The organism is Stenotrophomonas maltophilia (assembly GCF_013464915.1).
GTDB classification, from domain to species: Bacteria; Pseudomonadota; Gammaproteobacteria; order Xanthomonadales; family Xanthomonadaceae; genus Stenotrophomonas; species Stenotrophomonas maltophilia_AT.
The window spans coordinates 1-21,499 of sequence record NZ_RAVT01000030.1 but is presented as its reverse complement, the minus strand read 5'-3'; the positions used below and the strand labels follow the sequence as shown (position 1 = coordinate 21,499).

At 67.5% G+C, this 21,499-nt stretch carries 17 protein-coding genes and 1 tRNA gene; 10 read left to right on the top strand and 8 right to left on the bottom strand.

Going from position 1 to position 21,499, the window contains the following annotated elements; genetic code table 11:
• Window positions 1–4 precede the first annotated feature (4 nt).
• The 4 genes from rsfS to D7T59_RS11255 all read left to right on the top strand — a co-directional run bounded on the left by rsfS (window position 5) and on the right by D7T59_RS11255 (window position 2,153).
• The gene (rsfS, locus tag D7T59_RS11270) at window positions 5–415 is read left to right on the top strand and encodes a ribosome silencing factor (RefSeq protein WP_005418109.1); all 411 of its coding nucleotides are present in this window, start codon (window positions 5–7) and stop codon (window positions 413–415) included.
• Between the two features lie 64 nt (window positions 416–479).
• The gene (rlmH, locus tag D7T59_RS11265; RefSeq protein ID WP_005418108.1) at window positions 480–950 is read left to right on the top strand and encodes a 23S rRNA (pseudouridine(1915)-N(3))-methyltransferase RlmH; all 471 of its coding nucleotides are present in this window, start codon (window positions 480–482) and stop codon (window positions 948–950) included.
• Between the two features lie 22 nt (window positions 951–972).
• Window positions 973–1,049, top strand: a tRNA-Asn gene (locus D7T59_RS11260).
• A 150-nt stretch (window positions 1,050–1,199) separates the two neighbouring features.
• On the top strand, window positions 1,200–2,153 hold the full coding sequence (locus D7T59_RS11255) for an alpha/beta hydrolase (protein ID WP_407070869.1): 954 nt from the start codon (window positions 1,200–1,202) through the stop codon (window positions 2,151–2,153).
• Between the two features lie 88 nt (window positions 2,154–2,241).
• Here the strand turns inward: D7T59_RS11255 and D7T59_RS11250 are convergent, their stop codons facing one another.
• The 4 genes from D7T59_RS11250 to D7T59_RS11235 form a co-directional block, all read right to left on the bottom strand.
• Window positions 2,242–3,663 carry a basic amino acid/polyamine antiporter gene (locus tag D7T59_RS11250; protein WP_164137123.1) on the bottom strand — a complete coding sequence of 474 codons (1,422 nt, stop codon included), beginning with the start codon at window positions 3,661–3,663 and terminating at the stop codon, window positions 2,242–2,244.
• Between the two features lie 130 nt (window positions 3,664–3,793).
• Complete coding sequence (locus D7T59_RS11245; RefSeq protein WP_164137122.1) at window positions 3,794–6,607, bottom strand: TonB-dependent receptor; 2,814 nt, start codon at window positions 6,605–6,607, stop codon at window positions 3,794–3,796.
• 197 nt (window positions 6,608–6,804) lie between these two features.
• Window positions 6,805–7,455 carry an energy transducer TonB gene (locus D7T59_RS11240; protein WP_180850921.1) on the bottom strand — a complete coding sequence of 217 codons (651 nt, stop codon included), beginning with the start codon at window positions 7,453–7,455 and terminating at the stop codon, window positions 6,805–6,807.
• A gap of 215 nt (window positions 7,456–7,670) precedes the next feature.
• The gene (locus D7T59_RS11235; protein ID WP_164137120.1) at window positions 7,671–8,408 is read right to left on the bottom strand and encodes an SIMPL domain-containing protein; all 738 of its coding nucleotides are present in this window, start codon (window positions 8,406–8,408) and stop codon (window positions 7,671–7,673) included.
• 129 nt (window positions 8,409–8,537) lie between these two features.
• Between D7T59_RS11235 and D7T59_RS11230 the strand changes: the two genes are divergently transcribed.
• The 4 genes from D7T59_RS11230 to tldD are packed head-to-tail and all read left to right on the top strand — an operon-like array spanning window position 8,538 to window position 16,016.
• Window positions 8,538–9,146, top strand: coding sequence for a Maf family nucleotide pyrophosphatase (locus D7T59_RS11230; protein ID WP_164137119.1), 609 nt, complete (start codon window positions 8,538–8,540; stop codon window positions 9,144–9,146).
• On the top strand, window positions 9,139–10,626 hold the full coding sequence (rng, locus tag D7T59_RS11225) for a ribonuclease G (protein WP_099555021.1): 1,488 nt from the start codon (window positions 9,139–9,141) through the stop codon (window positions 10,624–10,626). The genes D7T59_RS11230 and rng overlap by 8 nt, the downstream gene beginning before the upstream one ends.
• Window positions 10,627–10,656: 30 nt before the next feature.
• On the top strand, window positions 10,657–14,511 hold the full coding sequence (locus D7T59_RS11220; protein ID WP_180850922.1) for a YhdP family protein: 3,855 nt from the start codon (window positions 10,657–10,659) through the stop codon (window positions 14,509–14,511).
• 59 nt (window positions 14,512–14,570) lie between these two features.
• Window positions 14,571–16,016: a metalloprotease TldD gene (gene tldD, locus D7T59_RS11215; protein WP_180850923.1), complete on the top strand. Its 1,446-nt coding sequence runs from the start codon at window positions 14,571–14,573 to the stop codon at window positions 16,014–16,016.
• 41 nt (window positions 16,017–16,057) lie between these two features.
• Here the strand turns inward: tldD and yjgA are convergent, their stop codons facing one another.
• The gene (gene yjgA / locus D7T59_RS11210) at window positions 16,058–16,645 is read right to left on the bottom strand and encodes a ribosome biogenesis factor YjgA (RefSeq protein ID WP_106550600.1); all 588 of its coding nucleotides are present in this window, start codon (window positions 16,643–16,645) and stop codon (window positions 16,058–16,060) included.
• Between the two features lie 68 nt (window positions 16,646–16,713).
• Between yjgA and pmbA the strand changes: the two genes are divergently transcribed.
• Together pmbA and D7T59_RS11200 are read left to right on the top strand one after the other, a co-directional pair.
• Window positions 16,714–18,081, top strand: coding sequence for a metalloprotease PmbA (gene pmbA / locus D7T59_RS11205; RefSeq protein ID WP_164137115.1), 1,368 nt, complete (start codon window positions 16,714–16,716; stop codon window positions 18,079–18,081).
• An 87-nt stretch (window positions 18,082–18,168) separates the two neighbouring features.
• The gene (locus D7T59_RS11200) at window positions 18,169–18,543 is read left to right on the top strand and encodes a DUF4870 domain-containing protein (protein WP_106550602.1); all 375 of its coding nucleotides are present in this window, start codon (window positions 18,169–18,171) and stop codon (window positions 18,541–18,543) included.
• Window positions 18,544–18,624: 81 nt separating this feature from the next.
• Here D7T59_RS11200 and D7T59_RS11195 read toward each other — a convergent pair whose 3' ends face one another.
• From D7T59_RS11195 to tilS, 3 genes are read right to left on the bottom strand one after another with little or no spacing between them, the layout of a single operon-like run.
• The gene (locus tag D7T59_RS11195) at window positions 18,625–19,503 is read right to left on the bottom strand and encodes a polyprenyl synthetase family protein (protein WP_164137114.1); all 879 of its coding nucleotides are present in this window, start codon (window positions 19,501–19,503) and stop codon (window positions 18,625–18,627) included.
• Window positions 19,493–19,753 carry an exodeoxyribonuclease VII small subunit gene (locus D7T59_RS11190; protein WP_180850924.1) on the bottom strand — a complete coding sequence of 87 codons (261 nt, stop codon included), beginning with the start codon at window positions 19,751–19,753 and terminating at the stop codon, window positions 19,493–19,495. The genes D7T59_RS11195 and D7T59_RS11190 overlap by 11 nt, the downstream gene beginning before the upstream one ends.
• Before the next feature lie 36 nt (window positions 19,754–19,789).
• The gene (gene tilS / locus D7T59_RS11185; RefSeq protein ID WP_343203078.1) at window positions 19,790–21,076 is read right to left on the bottom strand and encodes a tRNA lysidine(34) synthetase TilS; all 1,287 of its coding nucleotides are present in this window, start codon (window positions 21,074–21,076) and stop codon (window positions 19,790–19,792) included.
• Window positions 21,077–21,499: the final 423 nt, after the last annotated feature.

Here is a 21,499-nt window from a genome sequence, read left to right as displayed (position 1 = left end):
CACTTTGAGCAACCAGACCCAGCCCCAGACCATCAAGGTCGATCTGCCCAGCCCGCCGCCGTCCGTGCCGGAACTGCTGGCCAGCGTCCGCCAAGCCACCGAAGACCTGAAGGCCAAGGACCTGGTCGAGATCGATGTGCGCGGCCGGTCCAGCGTTGCCGACTACATGATCGTCGTTTCGGGCACCTCGACCCGCCACGTCAAGTCGATCGCCGACGAAGTCGTGCGCTTCGCCAAGAACATCGACGTGATGCCGCTGGGCGTGGAAGGCGAGCGCGAAGCCGAGTGGGTGCTGGTCGATCTGGGCGACGTGATCGTGCATGTGATGCTGCCGCGCGTGCGTGAGTTCTACGCTCTCGAGCGCCTGTGGACCGTTGGCGACCAGCCGCCGTCCAGCGACGACGAAGTGGCCTGAGCCACGCGTTGATGCATCCCTTCGACGGCGCCGATGGCGCCGTCGACGTTTTGGAGGACCGTTGATGAAAGCCCGCCTGATCGCCACCGGTGAACGCGCCCCCAGCTGGGTGGCGCAGGGCTTCGCCGAGTACCAGAAGCGGCTGTCGCACTGGTTGCCGTTCGAACTGGTGGAAATCGAGCCCGGCCTGCGTGGCAAGGGCCGTGATCCGCGCCGCGCCACTGAAGACGAAGGCAAGCGCGTGATCGCCGCACTGCCGAAGAATGCCTACGTGGTCGCGCTGGATGTGCCGGGCCGCCAGCTCAGTTCCGAGCAGCTGGCACAACGCCTGGAGCATTGGCGCGGGCAGGGCAGGGACCTTGCCTTCCTGATCGGCGGCCCGGAAGGGCATTCGCCGGAAGTCTCCGCGCTGGCCGATGAGAAGTGGTCGATCGGCCCGCTGACGCTGCCGCACATGCTGGTGCGCCTGGTGGTGGCCGAGCAGCTGTATCGGGCTGCCGCAATGATTGCGAATCACCCCTACCATCGCGCGTGAAGAGTGGTTATACTAGCCGTCTGCCCGAATAGCTCAGCCGGTTAGAGCACTTGACTGTTAATCAGGGGGTCGTTGGTTCGAGTCCAACTTCGGGCGCCACATTGAAGAGACCTGCATCGCAAGATGCAGGTCTTTTTTTTGGCTGTGTTGTAGAGCCGAGCCCATGCTCGGCTTCGAGTAAGCAGCCGAGCATCGGCTCGGCTCTACAATCTGCTTCTCCAACCACGGACGTTGATCGTGCGCGCACTCCTGTCCGTCGTCTTTCTGCTGCTTGCACAACCGACGTTCGCTGCAGCGAATGCGGCACCACCGACCTGGCATCCGCCGCAGGGCACCACCGAGCTGCCGTTGTGGCCGCAGGGCACGGTGAAGGCGTCGCCAAAACTGAAAGGCCTCGAGCAGGTTGGCGAAGCAGTTTCCAAGGCCAGCGGAGAACGCTGGACGATGCTGCAGAACGTGGCCGTGCCGACACTCACGGTGTTTCCGCCGAAGGGGCCGGCCAATGGCACCGCAGTGATGGTGGTGCCCGGTGGTGGTTATCGGGTGCTGGCGATGGACCTGGAAGGCAGCGAAATCTGCGATTGGTTGAACGCGCAGGGCATCACCTGCGCGCTGCTGAAATACCGCGTGCCGGCGTCCGGCCCGAACTGGGATCCCGACTGCAACTGTCGCGACAACCCGACGGTGCCGATGGCCTTGCAGGACGCGCAACGTGCAATGGGCCTGCTGCGCGCGCAGGCACAGCGCTGGAACATCGACCCGAAGCGGGTGGGGGTGATCGGTTTTTCGGCGGGTGGTCACGTGGTGGCGGGATTGAGCACGCACGCACGTCGCAGCTACACGGCGGTCGACGAGGCTGACTCACAGCCCAGCCGCCCGGATTTCGCGATGGTGATGTATTCCGGCCATCTGTGGGGCGGGCATGGCAAGGGGCTATCGCTGGTCAGGGGCATCGTCGTGGATGACGCGGTGCCGCCGACGTTCATTGCGCAGGCCACCGATGATCGCACCGATGATGTGCGCGAATCACTCGCCTACTACCACGCGCTGATCGACGCAGGCGTGCCCGTCGAGATGCATCTGTTCGCCCGCGGCGGGCACGCGTTCGGTCTGCGTGTGAAGGATGCACCGGTCACTGCGTGGCCGAGGCTGGCCGAGCGCTGGATGCAGGACATCGGCATGCTGCCGGAACGCCAGCTGTAGAGCCGAGCCATGCTCGGCTTGCCTTGCCTTGCCTTGTAGAGCCTAGCCATGCTCGGCTGCCTGTGCGAAGCCGAGCGTGGGCGCGGCTCTACAGTGCCAGCTCACCTCTGGAGAACGCGACCAGCGTTGCGATGGCCACCGCAAGAATGGCGCCGAACAGCACCCATTCCCATCGTGTAAATACCTGCTCACCGCGTTGGAGCCGGGTCAGTGCGAACACCACCACACCGGGCACATACAGCAGCACCGACAGCAGCAGGTTGTCGAGTCCTCCTGCATACACCAGCCACAACGCGTAGGCACTGGCCAGCAGCGCCACCACGAAATCGCGCCAGCGCACGCCCGGTTCACCCGCATAGGCGTGCCCGCGCCACGCCAGTTGCACGCCGAACGCGGTCGACAGGAAGTAGGGCACCAGGCTCATCGACGCGGCCAGCAGCACCAGGCCGGTGTAGCTGCCGGAATTGACCAGCACCAGCAGCAGGAACAGCTGGATCAGCCCGTTGCTGAGCCAGAGCGCGTTGGCGGGCACGCCTCGCGCGTTCTCGCGGCCCAGGAAGGCCGGCATGGTGCCGTCGCCGGCAGCGGCGTACAGCACTTCGGCACACAGCAGCACCCAGGCCAGCAGCGCGCCGAGTACCGAAATGATCGAGCCGATGATGATCACCGTCGCGCCCCACTCGCCAACGATGGCGCGCAGCACGTAGGCCATCGATGGATTGGGCAACCCGGCCAGTTCGGCCTGCGACAGCACGCCCATCGACAGCAGGCTCACCAGCACCAGCAGCAGCCAGACACCGAGGAAGCCGATCACCGTGGCGCGGCCGACATCGGCGCGACGGGCCGCGCGCCGCGAGTAGATGCTGGCGCCTTCGATGCCGATGAATACCCACACGGTCACCAGCATCATGCCGCGCAGCTGCTGGCCGAGGTCGCCGAGTGCGGGCGTGCCCAGGAAATCGGCACGGAACACATCCATGCGGAACGCACCGGCGGCCAGGATCAGGAACAACGTGATGGGCAGCAGCTTGGCCACCGTCACCAGGCCGTTGACGATGGCGGCGGTGCGCAGGCCGCGCAACACCAGCAGGTGCACGGTCCAGAGGAGCAGCGACGAAGCGGCCACGGCGGCCGGGGTATTGCCTTCACCGAAGACCGGCATGAAGTGGCCGAGGCCGCTGAAGATCAGCACGAAGAAGCTGGCGTTGCCGAGCACCGAGGCGACCCAGTAGCCCCACGCCGCGGAGAAACCAATGTAGTTGCCGAAGCCTTCGCGTGCATACGCGTAGATGCCGGTATCGAGATCCGGCCGGCGGTTGGCCAGGGCCTGGAACACGAAGGCCAGCATCAGCATGCCGGCACCACTGACCGCCCAGCCGAGCAGCGCCGCCGCCGGCCCGGCGCTGCGCGCCACGTTCTGCGGCAATGAAAAGATGCCGGCGCCGACCATCGAGCCGACCACCAGTGCGGTCAGCGCGGGCAGCCCGAGGCGTTGTGAGGTCGCGGCCATGATGTCCCCTGCGGCGGTGATGCCGCCAGCCCACGGTAGCGGCGTGCCCGTGAACATGCACGCAAGGGGGCCGCAACGACGAAGGCCCGGGCAGATGCCCGGGCCTTCGAAGATGGTGCGTTGAACGGTATTACTTGAAGGTGTACTTGGCGCCGACGGTGAAGTAACGGCCGATGGCGCCGCTGAAGTGCAGCGGGTTGTAGTTCACGCCACCGTAGGTGGTCGGGTCGAGCGGAGCAATGCGATCGAACACGTTCTGCACCGAGGCATTCAGTTCGAAGGCTTCGGTGATGTTCCAGCGGCCGGACAGGTCGAAGGTGGTGAACGAGGAGATCTTGGTGACGTCGGTACCGTCGGCGTACGAGAACTGGTACGAGCCCTCCGGACCACGGAAATCCTTGTTCTCCATCTTGGAGATGTAGTTGGCAACGCCGCTCACGCTCCACGGACCCTGCTTCCAGGTGGTGCCGAAGTTGATGCGGTCCCTCGGCGTGCCGATGCAGTTGGTCACGTCGCAGTTGCCGTGGGTGCCGGCGTAGTCGCGGGTGACGTCGGCATCGGTGCGCTCGAACTTGAGCACATGGCTCCACTGCAGGTCCATTTCCAGCTGGCCCGGGCCGATATCGAAGGTCTGGCGGATATCGGTATCGATACCGCGGACGCGGGTCGATGCGGCATTGATGTACGCAGTGTTGACGGCCAGGATGCTGCCGGTGCCCGGGACGCCGTTGAGCAGGTTGTTGTCACGCAGCACATTGCCCGCCGCGATCGCCGCACCCGTATCGCCCTGGGCGATTTCGTTGGTGCGCTTGATCTGCCATGCATCCACGGTCAGCGAGGTGGTGGAGGTCGGCTGCAGCACGATGCCCACCGAGTAGCTCTTCGACTCTTCCGGCTTCAGGTCCTTGTTCGGACGGGTGATGATCGCGACCGGCAGGGCGCCGCAATCGTCGGAGGTCGCGCCTGGTGCAGGGTTGCCGCCCGGGCAGCGCACCGGGTCGGCAGCATTGGAGAAGGCAGCCAGGCCACCATCGCCGTTCTCGGCCGGGTTGGGCGCGCGGAAGCCTTCAGCGTAGCTGGCGCGCAGGGCGATCCAGTCAGCCGGGGTCCACTTGATGCCCAGCTTCGGCGTTGCCTTGCCTTCGCCGCTTTCGTACTTGTCGTAACGCAGCGCGCCGGACAGTTCCAGCTGTTCCAGCACCGGTGCCGACAGTTCCACATAGCCGGCGTAGACGTTCTGGGTACCGTCGTAGGCCGAATAGCCCAGGCCGATGATCTGGCCCTGGTCGGTGAAGGTCTGCGGGGTCAGGCTGTTGCTGGTCTTGCGCCACTCGGTACCGATCGCCAGGCCCAGCGGGCCACCCTTCAGGTCCATCAGGCTGCGCGACACGGTGAAGTCGAACATGTCCAGGGTCGACTTGGCACGTGCACTGATCCGCGGCGAGATGAAGTCGTACAGCGCCTGCGAATTGAGGTTGGCGTTGTCGCCGATGCGCCACACACCACCGGCACAGTTCGGATTGGCCAGAGCGCAACGCACGTTGTCGTAGTTGAGGAAGCCGGTGCGCTTGTTGACCAGGTCGGTGCCGGAGTGCAGGTAGGCGGTATCGTAGCTCCAGTCACCCCAGTTGCCCTTGACGCCGACCAGGAAGCGGGTGAACTCGTTGGAGTTGTCGGTCACGCGCGGGCCGACATCCCAGGCCGAGTAGCGCAGGCGCGAGGCCTGGCCCGGGATCGGGTTGTCCGGATGGTTCGGGCCCAGCACTGTGGCGCCATCGCCACTGTTGGCGTTGATCGGGCCACCGGGGTAGCCCCAGCCACCGGAAACACCGGACGGCGTGTTGCTGAAGGTGGTGTCCTTCTTCGAGTAGCCGATCTCGGTGTAGATCTCGCCGCCTTCGCCGAAGGCGAAGCTGGCACGACCGAACACGTTGACGTACTTCTCTTCCGGGGTCAGGTCACGGTACAGCTGGTTCGGATCCCACAGGCAGCCCTGTGCCTGGGCGGTCGCGTCGTTCTGGCCGGGAATGGTGGTCAGGCCGGCACAGCCCGGCAGGGCGACCAGATGGCCGGTGCTGTCGTACACCGAACCATTCGGACCCACACCGCCGCGGGTACCGCCGCTGAGGAAGGCGCCGCCCAGGAACTGCGCGTTGTTGCCGTAGCCCCACGGGCGGGTGTCGCCGGTGCCGATCCACTTGCGGTTCTTGCGATCGCTGATCTTGATCGCGTCGGTCTTGCCGACGTCCAGGCTGAAGAAGGCATTCCAGCCGTCAGTGGCCAGATCGCCGGTACCGGCGGTCAGGGTGGCCTTCTTTGCGTTGCCGTCGCCGTCGCCGGAGGTGCCGTAGGAAGCACGCAGGATCGCGCCCTGGAAGTCACTGCGCAGGATGATGTTGACCACGCCGGCGATGGCATCGGAGCCATAGATCGCCGAGGCGCCATCCTTCAGCACTTCCACGCGTTCAACCGCGTCGAGCGGGATGGTGCTCAGGTCGGTGAAGACCTTCTGGCCGTCGTCGGCCAGGCCGTAGGTGGCCATGCGGCGGCCGTTCAACAGGACCAGGGTCGAGCCCGCGCCCAGGCCACGCAGCGAAATACCGGCGCCACCGCCGGCGAAGCCGTTGCCGAAGGTCTTCGGAATGGAGCCGGAACCATCAGCAGTCAGGGTCTGCAGGTATTCGGCAACCGTGGTCTTGCCGGTGCGGTCGATTTCCTGGCGGGTCACCACCTGCACCGGGGACGGTGTTTCGGTGTTGGTGCGCGGAATGTTCGAACCGGTAACCGTGATGCGGTCCAGGTTGGTGGCCTTGTCCTGCGCGAACGCGGAGGTGGAAGCCACGGCGCCAACCAGCAGCAGGGTGCCGCCGGTAAGGATGTGGGTGATGGACGATGCCAGGGTGCAGCGGCGGCGGCTGGCGGGCCGTTGGATCAGGTGTTTCACAGCTTCTCTCCTAACTGGAAAACCGTAGCGTTGAGGGCTGTCTCCGGAGTGTCCGGGACGGGCCAATCTAGGTTTCCGACGGGTGACGAAGTCGTGAAATTTTGCTTAATCCGTAACGCTTGAGGTTGAACTTTGCCGAATTTGGCATTTCGATCCCGAAGACCGGTCCGACAGGCGGTCGGACCGGCCCGGAATCGTCAGTCCGGCAGCGAGAACTGCACCGGCACCAGGCCGATGGCCGGTACCGCTACGCCATCACGCTGGGCCGGTTCAAAGCGCCAGCGCTTGAGCACCTGTTGGCGTGCGGCCTGGTCCAGGTGGCGCGAGCCACTGCTGCGCTCGATGCTGACCGCGACCGGCTGACCGCTGCTGTCGACCTCCACCCGCAGCAGCACCGTGCCCTGCTCATGGTTGCGCAGTGCAGCGACCGGATAGGCCGGCGGCGGGGCACTGCGGTACTGCAGCTGGGCGCCGGCCAGCGGCGTGCTGGTGTCGATGCTCGGCGCGAGTTGCGGCGGGGCCTGTTCGGCGGCCGGCAGCGTGATGCCCTGGGTTTCCTCCACGGTCGCAGTAGGCGCCGGCAGTGGCGGTGTTGCCGGCTGTGCCTGCGGTTTCGGCACGACCCGGGCGACTTCCTTCGGTTCCTGCAGCACCGGAGGGGGCGGCGTTGGCGGGATCTTCTCGATCAGCCTGACCGTGGTCTTGTCACGAGATACCTGCACGGCCTGGTAGGTCGCCGGGATCAGCAGCAACAGGAACGCGAGCAGATGCAGGGCGATGGCCGCGCTCCAGGCGGCAACGCGGGCGGGGTCGAAGTGCGGGGATGCAACGGGATACGTACGAACCATGGTCCACCTCCATGCCAGTGACGAAGTCCTCAACGCACCAGGGCCCGTGGCGGGGTTGCCGCACGCGGCTGGCAGCCAATCATTAACGCCAGGCCCAGGCCACTGCCTAGAGGCAGGGCCAGGATCGTTGGGCTGGCCTTCAGCCAGCCGCCCCGGCCCACATGAAAAAGGCGGGCCCCTGCGGGACCCGCCTCTGTCTACCGGAAGGGATGGGATCAGCGACCCAGTTCGAACACCACGTCCAGATTGACCGAAACAGTGGATTCACCCGGGGCGACCGGGGTGGCCTTGTCCATCGCCGCGCCGGCGGCCATGGCACGCATCATCGGCATCGGGCGGTAACCACCACCGGCGTTCTCGGAGATGCTGACGATGCGGCGCACCTGCAGGCCCAGCGACCTGGCATAGGTCTGGGCACGGGCCTGGGCCTTCTTCAGTGCAGCGAGGCGGGCTTCGTCATAGACCGGTTCCGGCTGGTCGATCTCGAAGCTGGGGCCGTTGATCTGGTTGGCGCCCTGGGCGGCCAGCGCGTCCAGCACCTTGCCGAGCTTGGCGATGTCGCGGACCTTCAGGCTGACCGTGTTGCTGGCCTGGTAGCCGGTGATCTTCGGTGCTTCGTTGTCGGCATAGCGGTATTGCGGGTTGAGGCTGACCCCGCTGGTCTGCACGTCACGCTCGGCGATGCCGGCGGCCTTGATCGCGGCCAGCACCTTGTCCATCTGCTGGGCGTTCTGGCGCATCGCGCTGTTGCCATCGGCAGCCTGGGTGACCACGCCGGCCGACAGCGTGGCAACGTCCGGTACGCGGGTGGCTTCGGCGTTGGCCGAGATGTTCAGCAGGGTGCCTTCGGCCGCGGCGGCGATCGACGGCGACGAGGGGGCAGCATGGGCGGTCATCGAGGTTCCAAGGGCGAGGGACAGGGCAAGCAGCAGCGGGGTGGCGGTCAGGCGCATGGGATCTCCTTGTTGTGCGGTGAGGGTGGTGTCGTAGCGATGAACGCGCTGTGAGCCCGTTCGGGGTTGTGTGCGTTCCCCGACAGGTTGCCGACGATTCAGGTGACGGGCTCAGGTTATGCTGTGCCGATGCTCTATCTTGCTTCCCGCTCCCCCCGACGCAACCAGTTGCTGGCCCGACTCGGACGCCCCTTCCAGGCCCTGGACCTGGAGGTCGTCGAGCAGCGCGTCGCGACCGAGAGTGCCGAACAGTATGTGTGCCGGGTCGCCGCCGACAAGGCGCGCGCCGGCCTGGCCCGGGTGCTGGCCGAAGACCCGCAGGCGCAGGTGCTCGGTTCGGACACCGAGGTGGTGCTGGACGGTGACGTGTTCGGCAAGCCGGCCGACGCCGCCGATGCGCGCGCGATGCTGGCGCGGCTGGCCGGGCGCACCCATCAGGTAATGACCGCCGTGGTGGTGGTCGGTGCGGACGGGCTGGACAGCGAACTGGTCATTTCCGAAGTGACCTTCGCGCCGATCGCCGACGCCGACATCGCCGCCTACGTGGCCACCGGTGAGCCGCTGGACAAGGCCGGCGCCTACGCCATCCAGGGCGGCGCCGAACGCTGGATCGAACACCTTTCCGGCAGTTACTCCGGCGTGATGGGGTTGCCGCTGCTTCATACCGATCGTCTGCTGGCGCGCTGCGGCGTGCCGGCCCCCATTGCCGATGCCGCCAGGGAGGCTGCCGATGTCTGAAGAAATCCTGGTCAATGTGACCCCGCGCGAAACCCGGGTCGCGGTGATCGAAAACGGCATGCTGCAGGAACTGCACATCGAGCGCGGCTGGCGCCGTGGCGTGGTCGGCAACATCTACAAGGGCAAGGTGCAACGGGTCATGCCTGGCATGCAGGCGGCCTTCGTCGAAGTGGGGCTGGAGCGCGCCGCGTTCCTGCACGCCAACGACGTGGTGCGCCCGGCGCCGGTGGCCAGTGCCGACACCGAGAACACGACCCTGCCGCCGCCGGCCAGCGTGCCCATCGTCGAGCTGCTGCGTGATGGCCAGGACATCGTGGTGCAGGTGGTGAAGGACCCGATCGGCACCAAGGGGGCACGCCTGACCACGCAGATCAGCATTCCGTCGCGCTACATGGTGCTGCTGCCGCAATCCAAGGTGGTGGGCGTGTCCGCGCGCATCGAGGATGAAACCGAGCGCGCGCGGCTGAAGGCATTGGTGACCGAGCTGTCGGCGCAGCATGGTGGCTACGGCTACATCGTGCGTACCAACGCCGAAGGCCAGCCGGCCGAAGCCATCGCCGAGGACATCGCCTACCTGTCGCGGGTCTGGAACGTGGTCGAGCGACGGGGCCGCGAGGCGGCCTCGTGCAGCAACATCTATGAGGACCTGAGCCTGCCGCTGCGTTCGGTGCGCGACCTGATCCGCAAGGACGTGGACAAGGTGAAGGTGGACTCGAAGGAGACCTTCGGCCAGCTGCAGGCCTTTGTTGCCAAGTACATGCCGGTGCTGGCCGAGAAACTGGAGCTGTACGCCGGCGACCGCCCGATCTTCGACATGTTCGGGGTGGAGGACGAGATCGGCCGTGCGCTGGACAAGCAGGTGCCGCTGAAATCCGGTGGCTACCTGGTGATCGACCAGACCGAGGCGATGACCACCATCGACGTCAACACCGGTTCGTTCCTCGGCCAGCGCAACCTGGAAGAGACGGTGTTCCGCACCAACCTGGAAGCGGCGCAGGCGGTGGCGCGGCAGCTGCGGCTGCGCAACCTGGGCGGCATCATCATCATCGACTTCATCGACATGGACGATGCCGAGCATCGCCGCCAGGTGCTGCGCACGCTGGAAAAGGCGCTGGCCCGCGACCATGCCAAGACCACCGTCTACGACTTCTCGCCGCTCGGCCTGGTCGAAATGACCCGCAAGCGCACGGTGGAAAGCCTGGAACGGCAGCTGTCGGAAACCTGCCCGCAGTGCAGTGGCCGCGGCTCGATCAAGACCACCGAAACGGTGACCTACGAGATCTTCCGCGAGATCACCCGTGCCGTGCGCCAGTTCGATGCCGCGCGCCTGCTGGTGATCGCCTCGACCAAGGTGGTCGCGCGCATCACCGACGAGGAATCCTCGGCGGTGGCCGAGCTGGAGGAATTCCTCGGCAAGAGCATCCGCTTCCAGGCGGACGAGCAGTACCTGCAGGAGCAATTCGATGTCGTTCTGCTCTGATCCTCGCCGGCCGCAGGCCGGCGGTGGCCGATGAGCGCGCCGCCGCGCCTGCGACTGCGAAGGATCCGCCGTCATTTCATTGCCGCTTGCGCGGTGGGCCTGGTCGGGCTGGCACTGCTGGTGGGCACCCTCAGCCAGCTGCTGCCGCTGGCCGAGCGCCATCCCGACAGGATTGCCGCCTGGTTGAGTGAACGCGCCGGCCAGCCGGTGCATTTCGACCAGCTGCAGACGGCCTGGACCCGGCGTGGTCCGCTGCTGCAGCTGAAGGGCCTGCGCATCGGCGCCGGGCAGGGCCTGGCCATCGGCGAAGCCGAGGTGCTGGTGTCGATGTACAGCGGGCTGCTGCCCGGTCGCTCGTTGACCGAACTGCGCCTGCGTGGCCTGGCACTGGACCTGCAGCAGGGCGAGGACGGCCGCTGGTCGGTGCGTGGCCTGCCGCAGTCCAACACCGGCGGCGACCCGCTGGACGCGTTGCGCCGGCTGGGCGAACTGCAGGTGATCGGTGGCCGCCTGGGCGTGCATGCGCCGGGCCTGGGCATCGACACCACGCTGCCGCGCATCGACCTGCGCCTGCGCGTCAACGGCCAACGCCTGCGGGTGGGCGTACGGGCATGGGCACAGGCCGATGCGCTGCCTTTGACCGCGGTCCTGGACGTGGACCGTGCAGGCGGCAACGGCCAGGCCTGGCTTGGCGCAGACCCCGTTGATTTCCACGCCTGGTCGCCGCTGCTGGCGGCCGGGGGCATCCGCCTGCGCGAGGGCAAGGGCGAACTGAACCTGTGGCTGACCCTGCGCGATTTCGCACCGGTGGCCCTGACCACTGATTCGGACCTGCGTGACGTCCGCATCGACGGCGCACCGATGCCCGACGTGGCCGCTCCGCAGCTGCAGCTGCAGCGCGTGCAGGCCCGCCTGCGCTGGCAGCGCCAGGCCGACGGCTGGGCGTTGCAGGTGCCGCGCCTGCGCCTGAAGTCGGAAGACGGCGAACAACAGCTCGATGGCCTGCACCTGCAGGTCGGCAAGCAGCTGCGGGTTGGTTCCGGCGAAGTGCAGGCCGGTACCGCGCTGCGCGCCCTGGCGCTGAGTGATCGCCTCGACCCCGGCCTGCGCCATTGGTTGTTCCTGTCCAAGCCGCAGCTGGATGTGCGTGAGCTGCAGCTGGCCGGCGAACGTGATGGCCCGTTGTGGGTCCAGGGTGAGCTGCAGTCGCTGGGCTTCGCCAGCGTGGGTCACTCGCCGGGCCTGCGCGGCCTGGGGGGGCGCTTCGAGGGCGATGCCAATGGCTTCAGCCTGCAGCTGCAGCCGCAACGTCAGCTGCAGTTCGATTGGCCGACGGGCTTCGGCGTGCGCCACGACCTGCATCTGGCCGGGCAGGTGGTGGGCTGGCGCGACGAGGCCGGTGGCTGGCGCATCGGCACGGCGGCGATGCGGGTGGAAGGTACCGATTACGCCGCCGATGTGCGTGGCGGCGTCTGGTTCCAGGGCGACGGTACGCGGCCGTGGCTGCAGCTGGCGGCCAAGCTGGACGATGTGCCGATGACCGCGGCCAAGCGGTTCTGGATCCATTCCAAGATGAGCAAGGGCGCCACCGACTGGCTGGACATGGCACTGGCCGGTGGGCAGGTGCGCAACGGTGTCGGCCTGGTCAGCGGTGACCTGGATGACTGGCCGTTCGACAACAATGATGGCCGCTTCGAGGCCACCGGACACATCACCAACGGCGAGATCCGCTTCCAGCACGATTGGCCGCTGATGCGCCAGGTCGATGCCGACATCGCCTTCATCGGCCCCGGCTTCGACATGCGCGGGCGCGGCGATCTGGCGGGCGTGGCGGTGCAGGCATTCGAAGCGGGCATTCCGGACTTCGGCCAGCAGCCGCTGTATGTGCGCGCGGATGCGCCCAGCGATGCGGGCAAGCTGCTGGCGATGCTGCGGCAGAGCCCACTGCACAAGGACTATGGCGATACCCTGGACAACCTGGTCGCCAGCGGCCCAGCGCACGTGACCTTCGACCTGCTGCAGCCGCTGCACCACGATGAAGGCGGCGGTCACCTGCAGGGCACGGTCGACCTCAACGGTGTGAAGCTGGTGGACAAGCGCTTCCAGCTGGCCTTCGACAACATGCATGGGCAGGCGCGCTACAGCAATGGCGGCTTCGGTGCCGAGGAACTGGCGGTGCGCCACCTCGGTCAGGATGGCCGCTTGAGCCTGCGCGCCGGCGGCTACGTGCATGACAGCAGGCTGGCGTTCGAGTCGCAGCTGACGGCCAACCTCGATGCCGGCGTGCTGATTGACCGTGCCCCGGAAATGGCGTGGCTCAAGCCCTATATCGCCGGTACCTCGCCATGGACCATCGCGGTCAACCTGCCCAAAGTCGCACCGGGAGCGCCCGCACCGCCCAGCGAGCTGCGCCTGAGTTCGGATCTGGTGGGGACCCGCCTGGACCTGCCGGCGCCCCTGGACAAGCCGGCCACCGAGCCGCTGGCGACCACGGTGGCCGCGCAGCTGCCGATGGGCGCCGGCCGCATCGACGTGGCCTTTGGCCAGCGGCTGGCACTGGCCGCGCGCAGCCACAACAACCGCACCGGCGTGCAGGTCACCCTGGGCAGCGACCATGCCGATCGCGAGCCGCCGCCGAGCGGACTGTCCGTCAATGGCCGCAGCCCGACCCTGGATGCGCTGGAGTGGATCGGCCTGGCCCGTGGTGGCAACGACGATGACGGCATGCCGCTGCGTGCAGTGGACGTGCAGGTCGGCAAGCTGATGCTGATCGGCGGCGTCTTCGAGCAGACCCGGTTGCAGCTGCAGCCGGGACCGCAGGCGCTGGATGTGCGCCTGGATGGACCTTCGCTGGCCGGTCGCCTGACCGTACCCAACGCCGAAGGAGGCACCATCAGTGGCCAACTCGAACGCGTGCACTGGCAGTCGCTGCCGCCGGCACCGGGCGCGGCAGCGCCAGCGCGCATGCAGGCCGGCGCCAATGACATGGACCCGGCCAAGCTGCCGCCGTTCGCGCTGGACATCGCCGACCTGCAGTTCGGCAAGGTCGTGCTCGGCCAGGCGGTGCTGCGCACGCGGCCACTGGCCAACGGATTGAACGTGGACGAGCTGCGCTTCCGGGCGCCGGACCAGGAGATCGACATCAGTGGTCGCTGGCTGGGCCGCACCGGTGGCGCCCGCACCGAACTGACCGCGCAGGTGCGCAGCGAGGACCTGGGCGGCCTGATGCAGAACCTCGACTACGGCGGCCAGCTGCGCGGCGGCTCCGGCCAGGCGCAGCTGCAGGCGTCGTGGAGCGGGGGGCCCTCGGACTTCCAGCTGGCCAACCTGCAGGGCCGCCTGGACCTGCACGCGCGCAATGGCCAGCTGCTGGAGCTGGAGCCGGGCGCCGGCCGTGTGCTGGGCCTGCTCAGCGTGACCCAGCTGCCGCGGCGCCTGATGTTCGACTTCCGCGACTTCTTCTCCAAGGGCTTCGCATTCAACCAGGTCGATGGCAACGTGCAGTTCGGACAGGGCATGGCCCGCACCGACAAAGTCCTGATCGAAGGCCCGGCGGCGAACATCACCATCCGCGGCCAGGCCGACCTGCGCAACCAGCAGTTCGACCAGACCATCGATGTCAACCCGCGCGCCGGCAACCTGCTGACCGTGGTCGGCGCGGTGGCAGGTGGCCCGGTGGGCGCGGCGCTCGGCGCGGCCACCAATGCGGTACTGTCCAAACCGCTCGGCGAGATCGGCGCCCGCACCTACAAGGTGACCGGCCCCTGGAAGGAGCCGAAGGTGGAAGTGATCGAACGCAGCCGCGACAAGAGCCCGCCTGCGCCCATGCCGCGCCCGGCCCCGGCCGTACCGCCGACCGTTACCGACCTGCCACGCTCGCGCTGAGCGTGGACCTCCTGTTCACGGGGCTTGCCTGAGCGCCCCCGCACCCCCAGATCGAGACCATGACTGATATCGCCCTGACGCTTGCCCAAGACCGCCTGCTGCGCCCCGGCGGCCTGGATACCGCTGGCCTGGAGCGCACCTTCGGGCAGCTGCTCGGCCCCGGTGTGGACTTCGGAGACCTTTACTTCCAGCATGCCCGCCGCGAGAGCTGGAGCGTGGAGGATGGCATCGTCAAGGACGGTGCCCACTCCATCGAGCAAGGCGTGGGCGTCCGTGCGATTTCCGGAGAGAAGACCGGTTTCGCCTATTCCGATGACATCCATGCCGACGCGCTGCTGGCCGCGGCGCAGTCGGCGCGTGCGATTTCGCGCGAAGGTGGCGCGCAGTCCGGGCGTTCGCTGCTGCGGGGCAATGCACGCGCGCTGTATCCGGCGCTGGATCCCATCGATGGCGTCGGCAACGAGGCCAAGGTCGAGGTGCTCAAGCGCCTGGACGGCTTCCTGCGTGCCGCCGACCCGCGCGTGAAGCAGGTGATGGTCAGCCTGTCCGGCGGCGTGGACACGGTGCTGATCGCCCGCAGCGACGGCGTGCTGGGCGCTGACGTGCGCCCGCTGGTGCGCCTGAACGTACAGGTGATCGTCGAACACAATGGCCGCCGCGAGTCCGGCTATGCAGGCGGCGGTGGTCGCTATGGCTATGAGGAGCTGTTCGCGGATGGCCGCCCGGAAGCGTTCGCGCGCGAGGCCCTGCGCCAGGCGCTGGTGAACCTGGACGCCGTTCCGGCGCCGGCCGGCGTGATGCCGGTGGTACTGGGCCCGGGCTGGCCCGGCGTGCTGCTGCACGAGGCGGTCGGCCATGGCCTGGAAGGCGATTTCAACCGCAAGGGCACCAGCGTCTATGCCGGCCGCATCGGCGAGCGCGTGGCGTCACCGGGCGTGACCATCGTCGACGATGGCACCATCGACGGGCGTCGCGGTTCGCTCAACATCGACGACGAAGGCCACCCGAGCCAGTGCACCACGCTGATCGAGGACGGCATCCTGGTCGGCTACATGCAGGACAGCCTCAATGCACGCCTGATGGGCATGGCACCGACCGGCAACGGGCGTCGCGAATCGTTCGCGCATCTGACCATGCCGCGCATGACCAATACCTACATGCGTGCCGGCCAGCATGACCCTCAGGAAATGATCCGCTCGGTGAAGAAGGGCCTGTATGCGGTGAACTTCGGCGGCGGCCAGGTCGACATCACCAGCGGCAAGTACGTGTTCTCGGCCACCGAGGCCTACCTGATCGAGGATGGCCGCATCACCGCGCCGGTGAAGGGTGCGACCCTGATCGGCAACGGTCCGGAAACCATGCAGAAGGTGCGCATGGTCGGCAACGACCTGGCCCTGGATGAGGGCGTGGGTATCTGTGGCAAGGACGGGCAGAGCGTGCCGGTGGGTGTCGGCCAGCCGTCGCTGTTGATCGAGGGCATCACCGTCGGCGGTACCCAGGCCTGAGCCGGGCGATGGCCAGCGCCACCGCCCATGCCGGCGGGAACTCAGTCCTCGTCGGCCTCGTCGGTCTCGACGTGGCCGGCGTCTTCGGCGCTGGCCTTCAGGCCGAGCGCCGCCGGCAGCATCAGTGCGCGCAGCACCTGGTAGATCTCGCGGTAGGCACGCGGCGGCTTGTTCTTCGCCTTCTCGGCCTGCGCGTTGCGCACCAGCGTGCGCAGCTGCTGGCGGTCGGCCTGCGGGTAGTCGTCCAGCAGGGCGGCCAGCGCCTTGTCACCTTCGGCCAGCAGGCGCTCGCGCCAGTCTTCCACGCGGTGCATCATCGCCACCTCGCGGCGGCCGGTTTCGCTGTTGGCATCCAGCGCATCGCGGATCGCATCCAGCGTGGCGTCTTCTTCGCGGCGCATGTGCTTGGCCAGGAACGCCAGCTGGCGCTTGTGGGCGATGTGGGCGGTGATGCGCTTGCACTCGGCGATGTGCGGCAGCAGGTCTTCCGGGATCGGCAGGCGCGCCAGCTGGGCCGGTGTCAGCGACACCAGTTTTTCGCCCAGGGCCAGGACGTCGAGCGCGTCGCGCCGGTTCTGGCTGCGGCTCTTGTCGTGGAATTCACCGGTTTCTTCGTCGCGTCCGCGCATCGTCCCTACCTGATCTCAAAAAAAGTCGCCCGGCGTGATGCCGGGCCCAACCCGTACAGGATAAAGCATTGAACGTGATCGCCCCTGAAGCCGCCGTCGGCGACGACAGCCCGGCCCGGCTGGAACGGCTGGCCGACCTCTCCCAGCAGCTGCTCGACCGCGCCCGCGCGCTGGGCGCCAGCCAGGCCGAAGTCAGCTGCAGCGAAGACCGTGGCCTGGAGGTGAATGTCCGCCTCGGCGAGGTCGAAACGGTGCAGTCCACCCGCGACCGCGGCATCGCCGTCACCGTGTATTTCGGCCAACGCAAGGGCAGCGCCAGCACCGGCGACCTGAACGAAGCCAGCCTGGCGGCCACGGTCGAGCAGGCCTGTGCCATCGCCCGGCATACCGAAGACGACCCGGCCGCCGGCCTGGCCGAGGCGGACCTGATGGCCACCCACTTCCCGGACCTGGACGGCTGGCATCCGTGGGCGCTGCAGGCCGACGAGGCGGTGGACCTGGCCCTGGCCTGCGAAGCCGCAGGCCGCGAGGCCGATGCGCAGATCCGCAATTCCGACGGCGCCTCGGTGTCGAGCATGCAGAGCCTGTCGGTCTATGCCAATTCGCATGGCTTCATCGGCCGTGAGCGCGGCACCCACCATTCGGTCGGTTGTGCGCTGATCGCCGGGCAGGGCGATGGCATGCAGCGTGACGGCTGGTATACCAGTGCGCTGGCTCGCGAGGACCTGGAGGACGTCGGCCTGGTCGGGCGCCGTGCCGCCGAGCGCACTGTCGCCCGCTTGCAGCCGCGATCGCTGGCCACCGGCAGCATGCCGGTGCTGTTCGCCCCGGAAGTTGCGCGCAGCCTGGTCGGGCACCTGCTGTCGGCGGTGTCCGGCGGGGCCCTGTATCGCCAGGCCAGCTTCCTGCTGGACAGCGTTGGCCAGCGCCTGTTCCCGGAATGGATGCAGATCGAGGAGCTGCCACACCTGCGCCGTGGCCTGCGCTCGGCGGCCTTCGACGGCGACGGCGTGGCCACCCGCGCCTCGGCCCTGGTCCGCGACGGCGTGCTGCAGCGCTATGTGCTGGGCAGCTACTCGGCACGCAAGCTGGGCCTGCAGACCACCGCCAACGCCGGTGGCGTGCACAACCTGCAGCTGTCGGCCAATGCCGGCTCCCTGCAGGACATCGCGCGGCAGATGGGCGATGGCCTGCTGGTCACCGAGCTGATGGGGCAGGGCGTGAACGGCGTGACCGGCGACTATTCGCGTGGCGCGGGTGGCTTCCGGGTCGAGAATGGCGAGATCCAGTACCCGGTGGATGGCATCACCATCGCCGGCAACCTGCGCGAGATGTTCAGCAGCATCGAGGCGGTCGGCAGCGACGTCGATCCCCGCTCGCACATCCGGACCGGTTCGATCCTGTTGGGGCGGATGACCATCGCAGGTAATGATTGATGCCGTCGATGGCGTAAGCTATGCCCGCCTGACGCAATCAGCCTGGTGCTGGTGGGTCAAGACCACCCAATGAAAAGGAGTTTTGTCGTGAGTGAATTCGATAACGTCCCGCCGCCGCCGCCGGCCACCACCGACGTCCCGGCCGACCAGCGCACCATGGCCCTGGCCGCACACCTGCTGGGCATCTTCACCGGCTTCATCGGCGCGCTGATCATCTGGCTGATCAACAAGGATGACGCGGGCAAGGCCTTCGTGACCGACCAGGCCAAGGAAGCCCTGAACTTCCAGATCACCGTGACCATCGCCATGGTCATCAGCATGATCCTGATGATCGTGATCATCGGCGGCATCCTGGCGCCGATCGTCGGCATCATCAGCCTGGTGTTCAGCATCATCGCTGCTGTCAAGGCCAACAACGGTGAAGCCTACCGCTACCCGTTCGCGCTGCGCCTGATCAAGTAAGACCGTCCGCACGCGGAACTGAAAACGCCCGGCACTGCCGGGCGTTTTCGTGTGCGGGAAATGCCGGGCCGCGTGCAGCGATCAGTGATCGCGTTCCACCGCCAGCGTGGCCAGTGCGCGCAGCGCATCGGCCTCGTCGCCATACCCGGCCAGCAGGGCCTGCATGCGTGCCGCCAGTTCCTGCAGCTGCGCCTTCGCACCCTCCATGCCGAGCAGGGCGGGGAAGGTGCTCTTGTCCTGTGCCTGGTCCTTGCCGGCGGTCTTGCCCAGCTGTTCGGAACTGGCTTCGACATCGAGGATGTCATCGCGCACCTGGAACGCCAGGCCGAGCGCGTCGGCGAAGCTGTCCAGCTGGGCCAGCTGCGGTTCGTGGGCCTGGCCGCACAGCGCGCCCATGCGTACTGCCGCGCGGATCAGGGCGCCGGTCTTCAGGGCATGCATGCGGGTCAATGCTGCCAGCGTCTGCTGCTGGCCGGTGGCATCGATGTCCAGCGCCTGGCCGCCGCACATGCCTGAAGCACCCGAGGCATGGGCCAGGGTCTGCAGGCAGGCCACGCGCAAGGTGGCTGGCAGCGGTGCATCGGCCAGCAGGCCGAAGGCACGGGTCTGCAGCGCGTCACCGGCAAGGATCGCGGTGGCTTCGTCGAAGGCGATGTGGGTGGTCGGCTTGCCGCGACGCAGGGCGTCGTCATCCATTGCCGGAAGGTCGTCGTGCACCAGCGAATAGGCATGGACCAGCTCGACGGCCATCGCGGCCGCGTCCAGGCTTTCCGGTTGCGCGCCGAACAGGTGACCACTGGCGTACACCAGCAGCGGCCGCATGCGCTTGCCGCCACCGAGCACCGAATAGCGCATGGCCTGGTGCAGGAGCTGCGGCGCCTCGGCAGGCGAGGGCAGGGCGGCATCGAGCTGGCTTTCGATACGGTCGCGCCAACGCGCGAAGAGCACCTCAGCCGTCATGGCTGGGCGGGTCGAAGGGCTCGGAGGCGTCCGGCTGCGCCGGATCGCTGAGCAGGCGCACGCGCAGTTCGGCCTGCTCCAGCGCCTGCTGGCACTGGCGGTACAGACCGACACCTCGCTCGTAAGCACTGAGCGAAGCTTCCAGGCTCAGCTCGCCGGTTTCCATCTGCTCCACCAGCTGCTCCAGCGATTCGAGCGACTGCTCGAACTGGGCGACCGGGGAGGCGTTCTCGGGGGACTTCTTGACCATGCGGCAAGTGTGGACGGGCCGCGCGCGGGGGTCAATTCACCAGCCGCCGGGACGCCACTGCAGCTGTGCCTCGTTGGCCTGCAACCAGGCCTGCAAGGGCGCGGCGATGACCACGTCGGCGGCGGCCAGCAACTGCGGGCCATCGAAGATCAACGGCAGCTGCGCGCGCCGCCATGGTGCAAGATGCTCACGTTGCAGGCAGTCCTTCAGCGCGTGCGAATGCTGGCGACCGGGCAGCAGGATGCGCTCACCGCCCACGCGTGCACGGACCTGCAGTGGTTGTTCGAAAGCGCTGGCCCCCAGCAGGCTCAGCTGGCCGCCGTCGGGCAATGGCAGCGGTGCGCGGCCATCCCAGGCGGCCTGCCAACCGAGGGGCAGCGAGGGCAGCCGGGCCGGCAGCAGGTAGGCGTGGTCACGCCATTGCTGGATCACGTGATCCTGCCAGCGCACCCTCGCCTGGCGGTCGATGTCAGCCGGCAACAGCTCCTCCAGCGCCTGCTGCAGCACCGTGGCCGGCAACGGTGCTGCAGCATGGCCCAGCACCCACGCGCGCAGCACGCGTGCGGCGCGGCCCGGCGACACCTGGCGCAGCAGTTCCAGTGACAGCACGCGCGGTGCGACTTCCAGATGCGCGATCAGCTCGGCGTCTTCCTCCTCCAGCAGTTCGCGGGTCTGCCGGCAATGTGTCGCGCTGCCGGCCAATGCCGACGCAGCGTGCGGCCAGCGCTGGCGCAGCAACGGCAGCACCTGCAGGCGCAGGAAGTTGCGATCGGCGTGGTCTTCCGCGTTGCTGGGGTCTTCGATCCATTGAAGCGCGTGCTGTCGCGCGTAGTCGAGCAGCGCGGTGCGCGGCGTCGACAGCAGCGGTCGCCACAGGTGATGTCCGCCAAGATGGCTGTGTGCGGACATCGCTGCAAGGCCGTCGACGCCCGAACCGCGCAGCGCGCGCAGCAGGAAGGTCTCGGCCTGGTCGTCCTGGTGCTGCGCCAGTGCCAGCGTTTCGCCTTCGCGCAGCTCGGCCGCGAATGCGGCACGTCGTGCCTGCCGTGCCGCGCCTTCAAGCCCCAGGCCTGTGGTGTCGTCGATCTGCACGTGGTGCACGACCAGTTCGATACCGAGGGCCGCGCACTGCTGCAGGCAATGCTGTACCCAGTCGTCGGCTGCTGGCTGCAGACCGTGGTGTACGTGCATCGCACGCAGCGGAGTGCCGGAGGCCTGGGCACAGCGCCACAGCCAGTGCAGCAGCACGGTGGAGTCGACACCACCGCTGTAGCCCACCAGCAGCGGCGCATCCAGCGGAACAAGGGCAGGGAAGGCAGTCACGGCGGCAAGTATAGGGTGGGGTTTACTTGGCAGGGCTGCGCCCTGCACCCGCTACGAGCCAGAGCAACAGCAACAGCTGGTCAGCTGAGGGATGGCGGGGTGGGTCCGGTTGCGGGAGACGCCGTAAACCCATCCTTGGGGGCTTGGCCGCGGCATCCATGCCGCGGACACTCCCGCAACCGGACCCACCCCGCCTTCGACAGTTTCCTGCGAGCTGTCGGGCATGTTGATGGGGTCAGATCCGTTTTMCTGCGKAAAACGGATCTGACCCCGGATTCAATTCGATATCTGACAGATTTCATCCACGCATGGCGTGGATCTTATCTCTTGCCGATCTGGCACTTTGGGTGCCGAGAGCCCGGCGTGGGCGACCGTGTGGATCTAGGTCTTTCGACCGTGAAGTAGCTTGGGTCCCCACGCCGG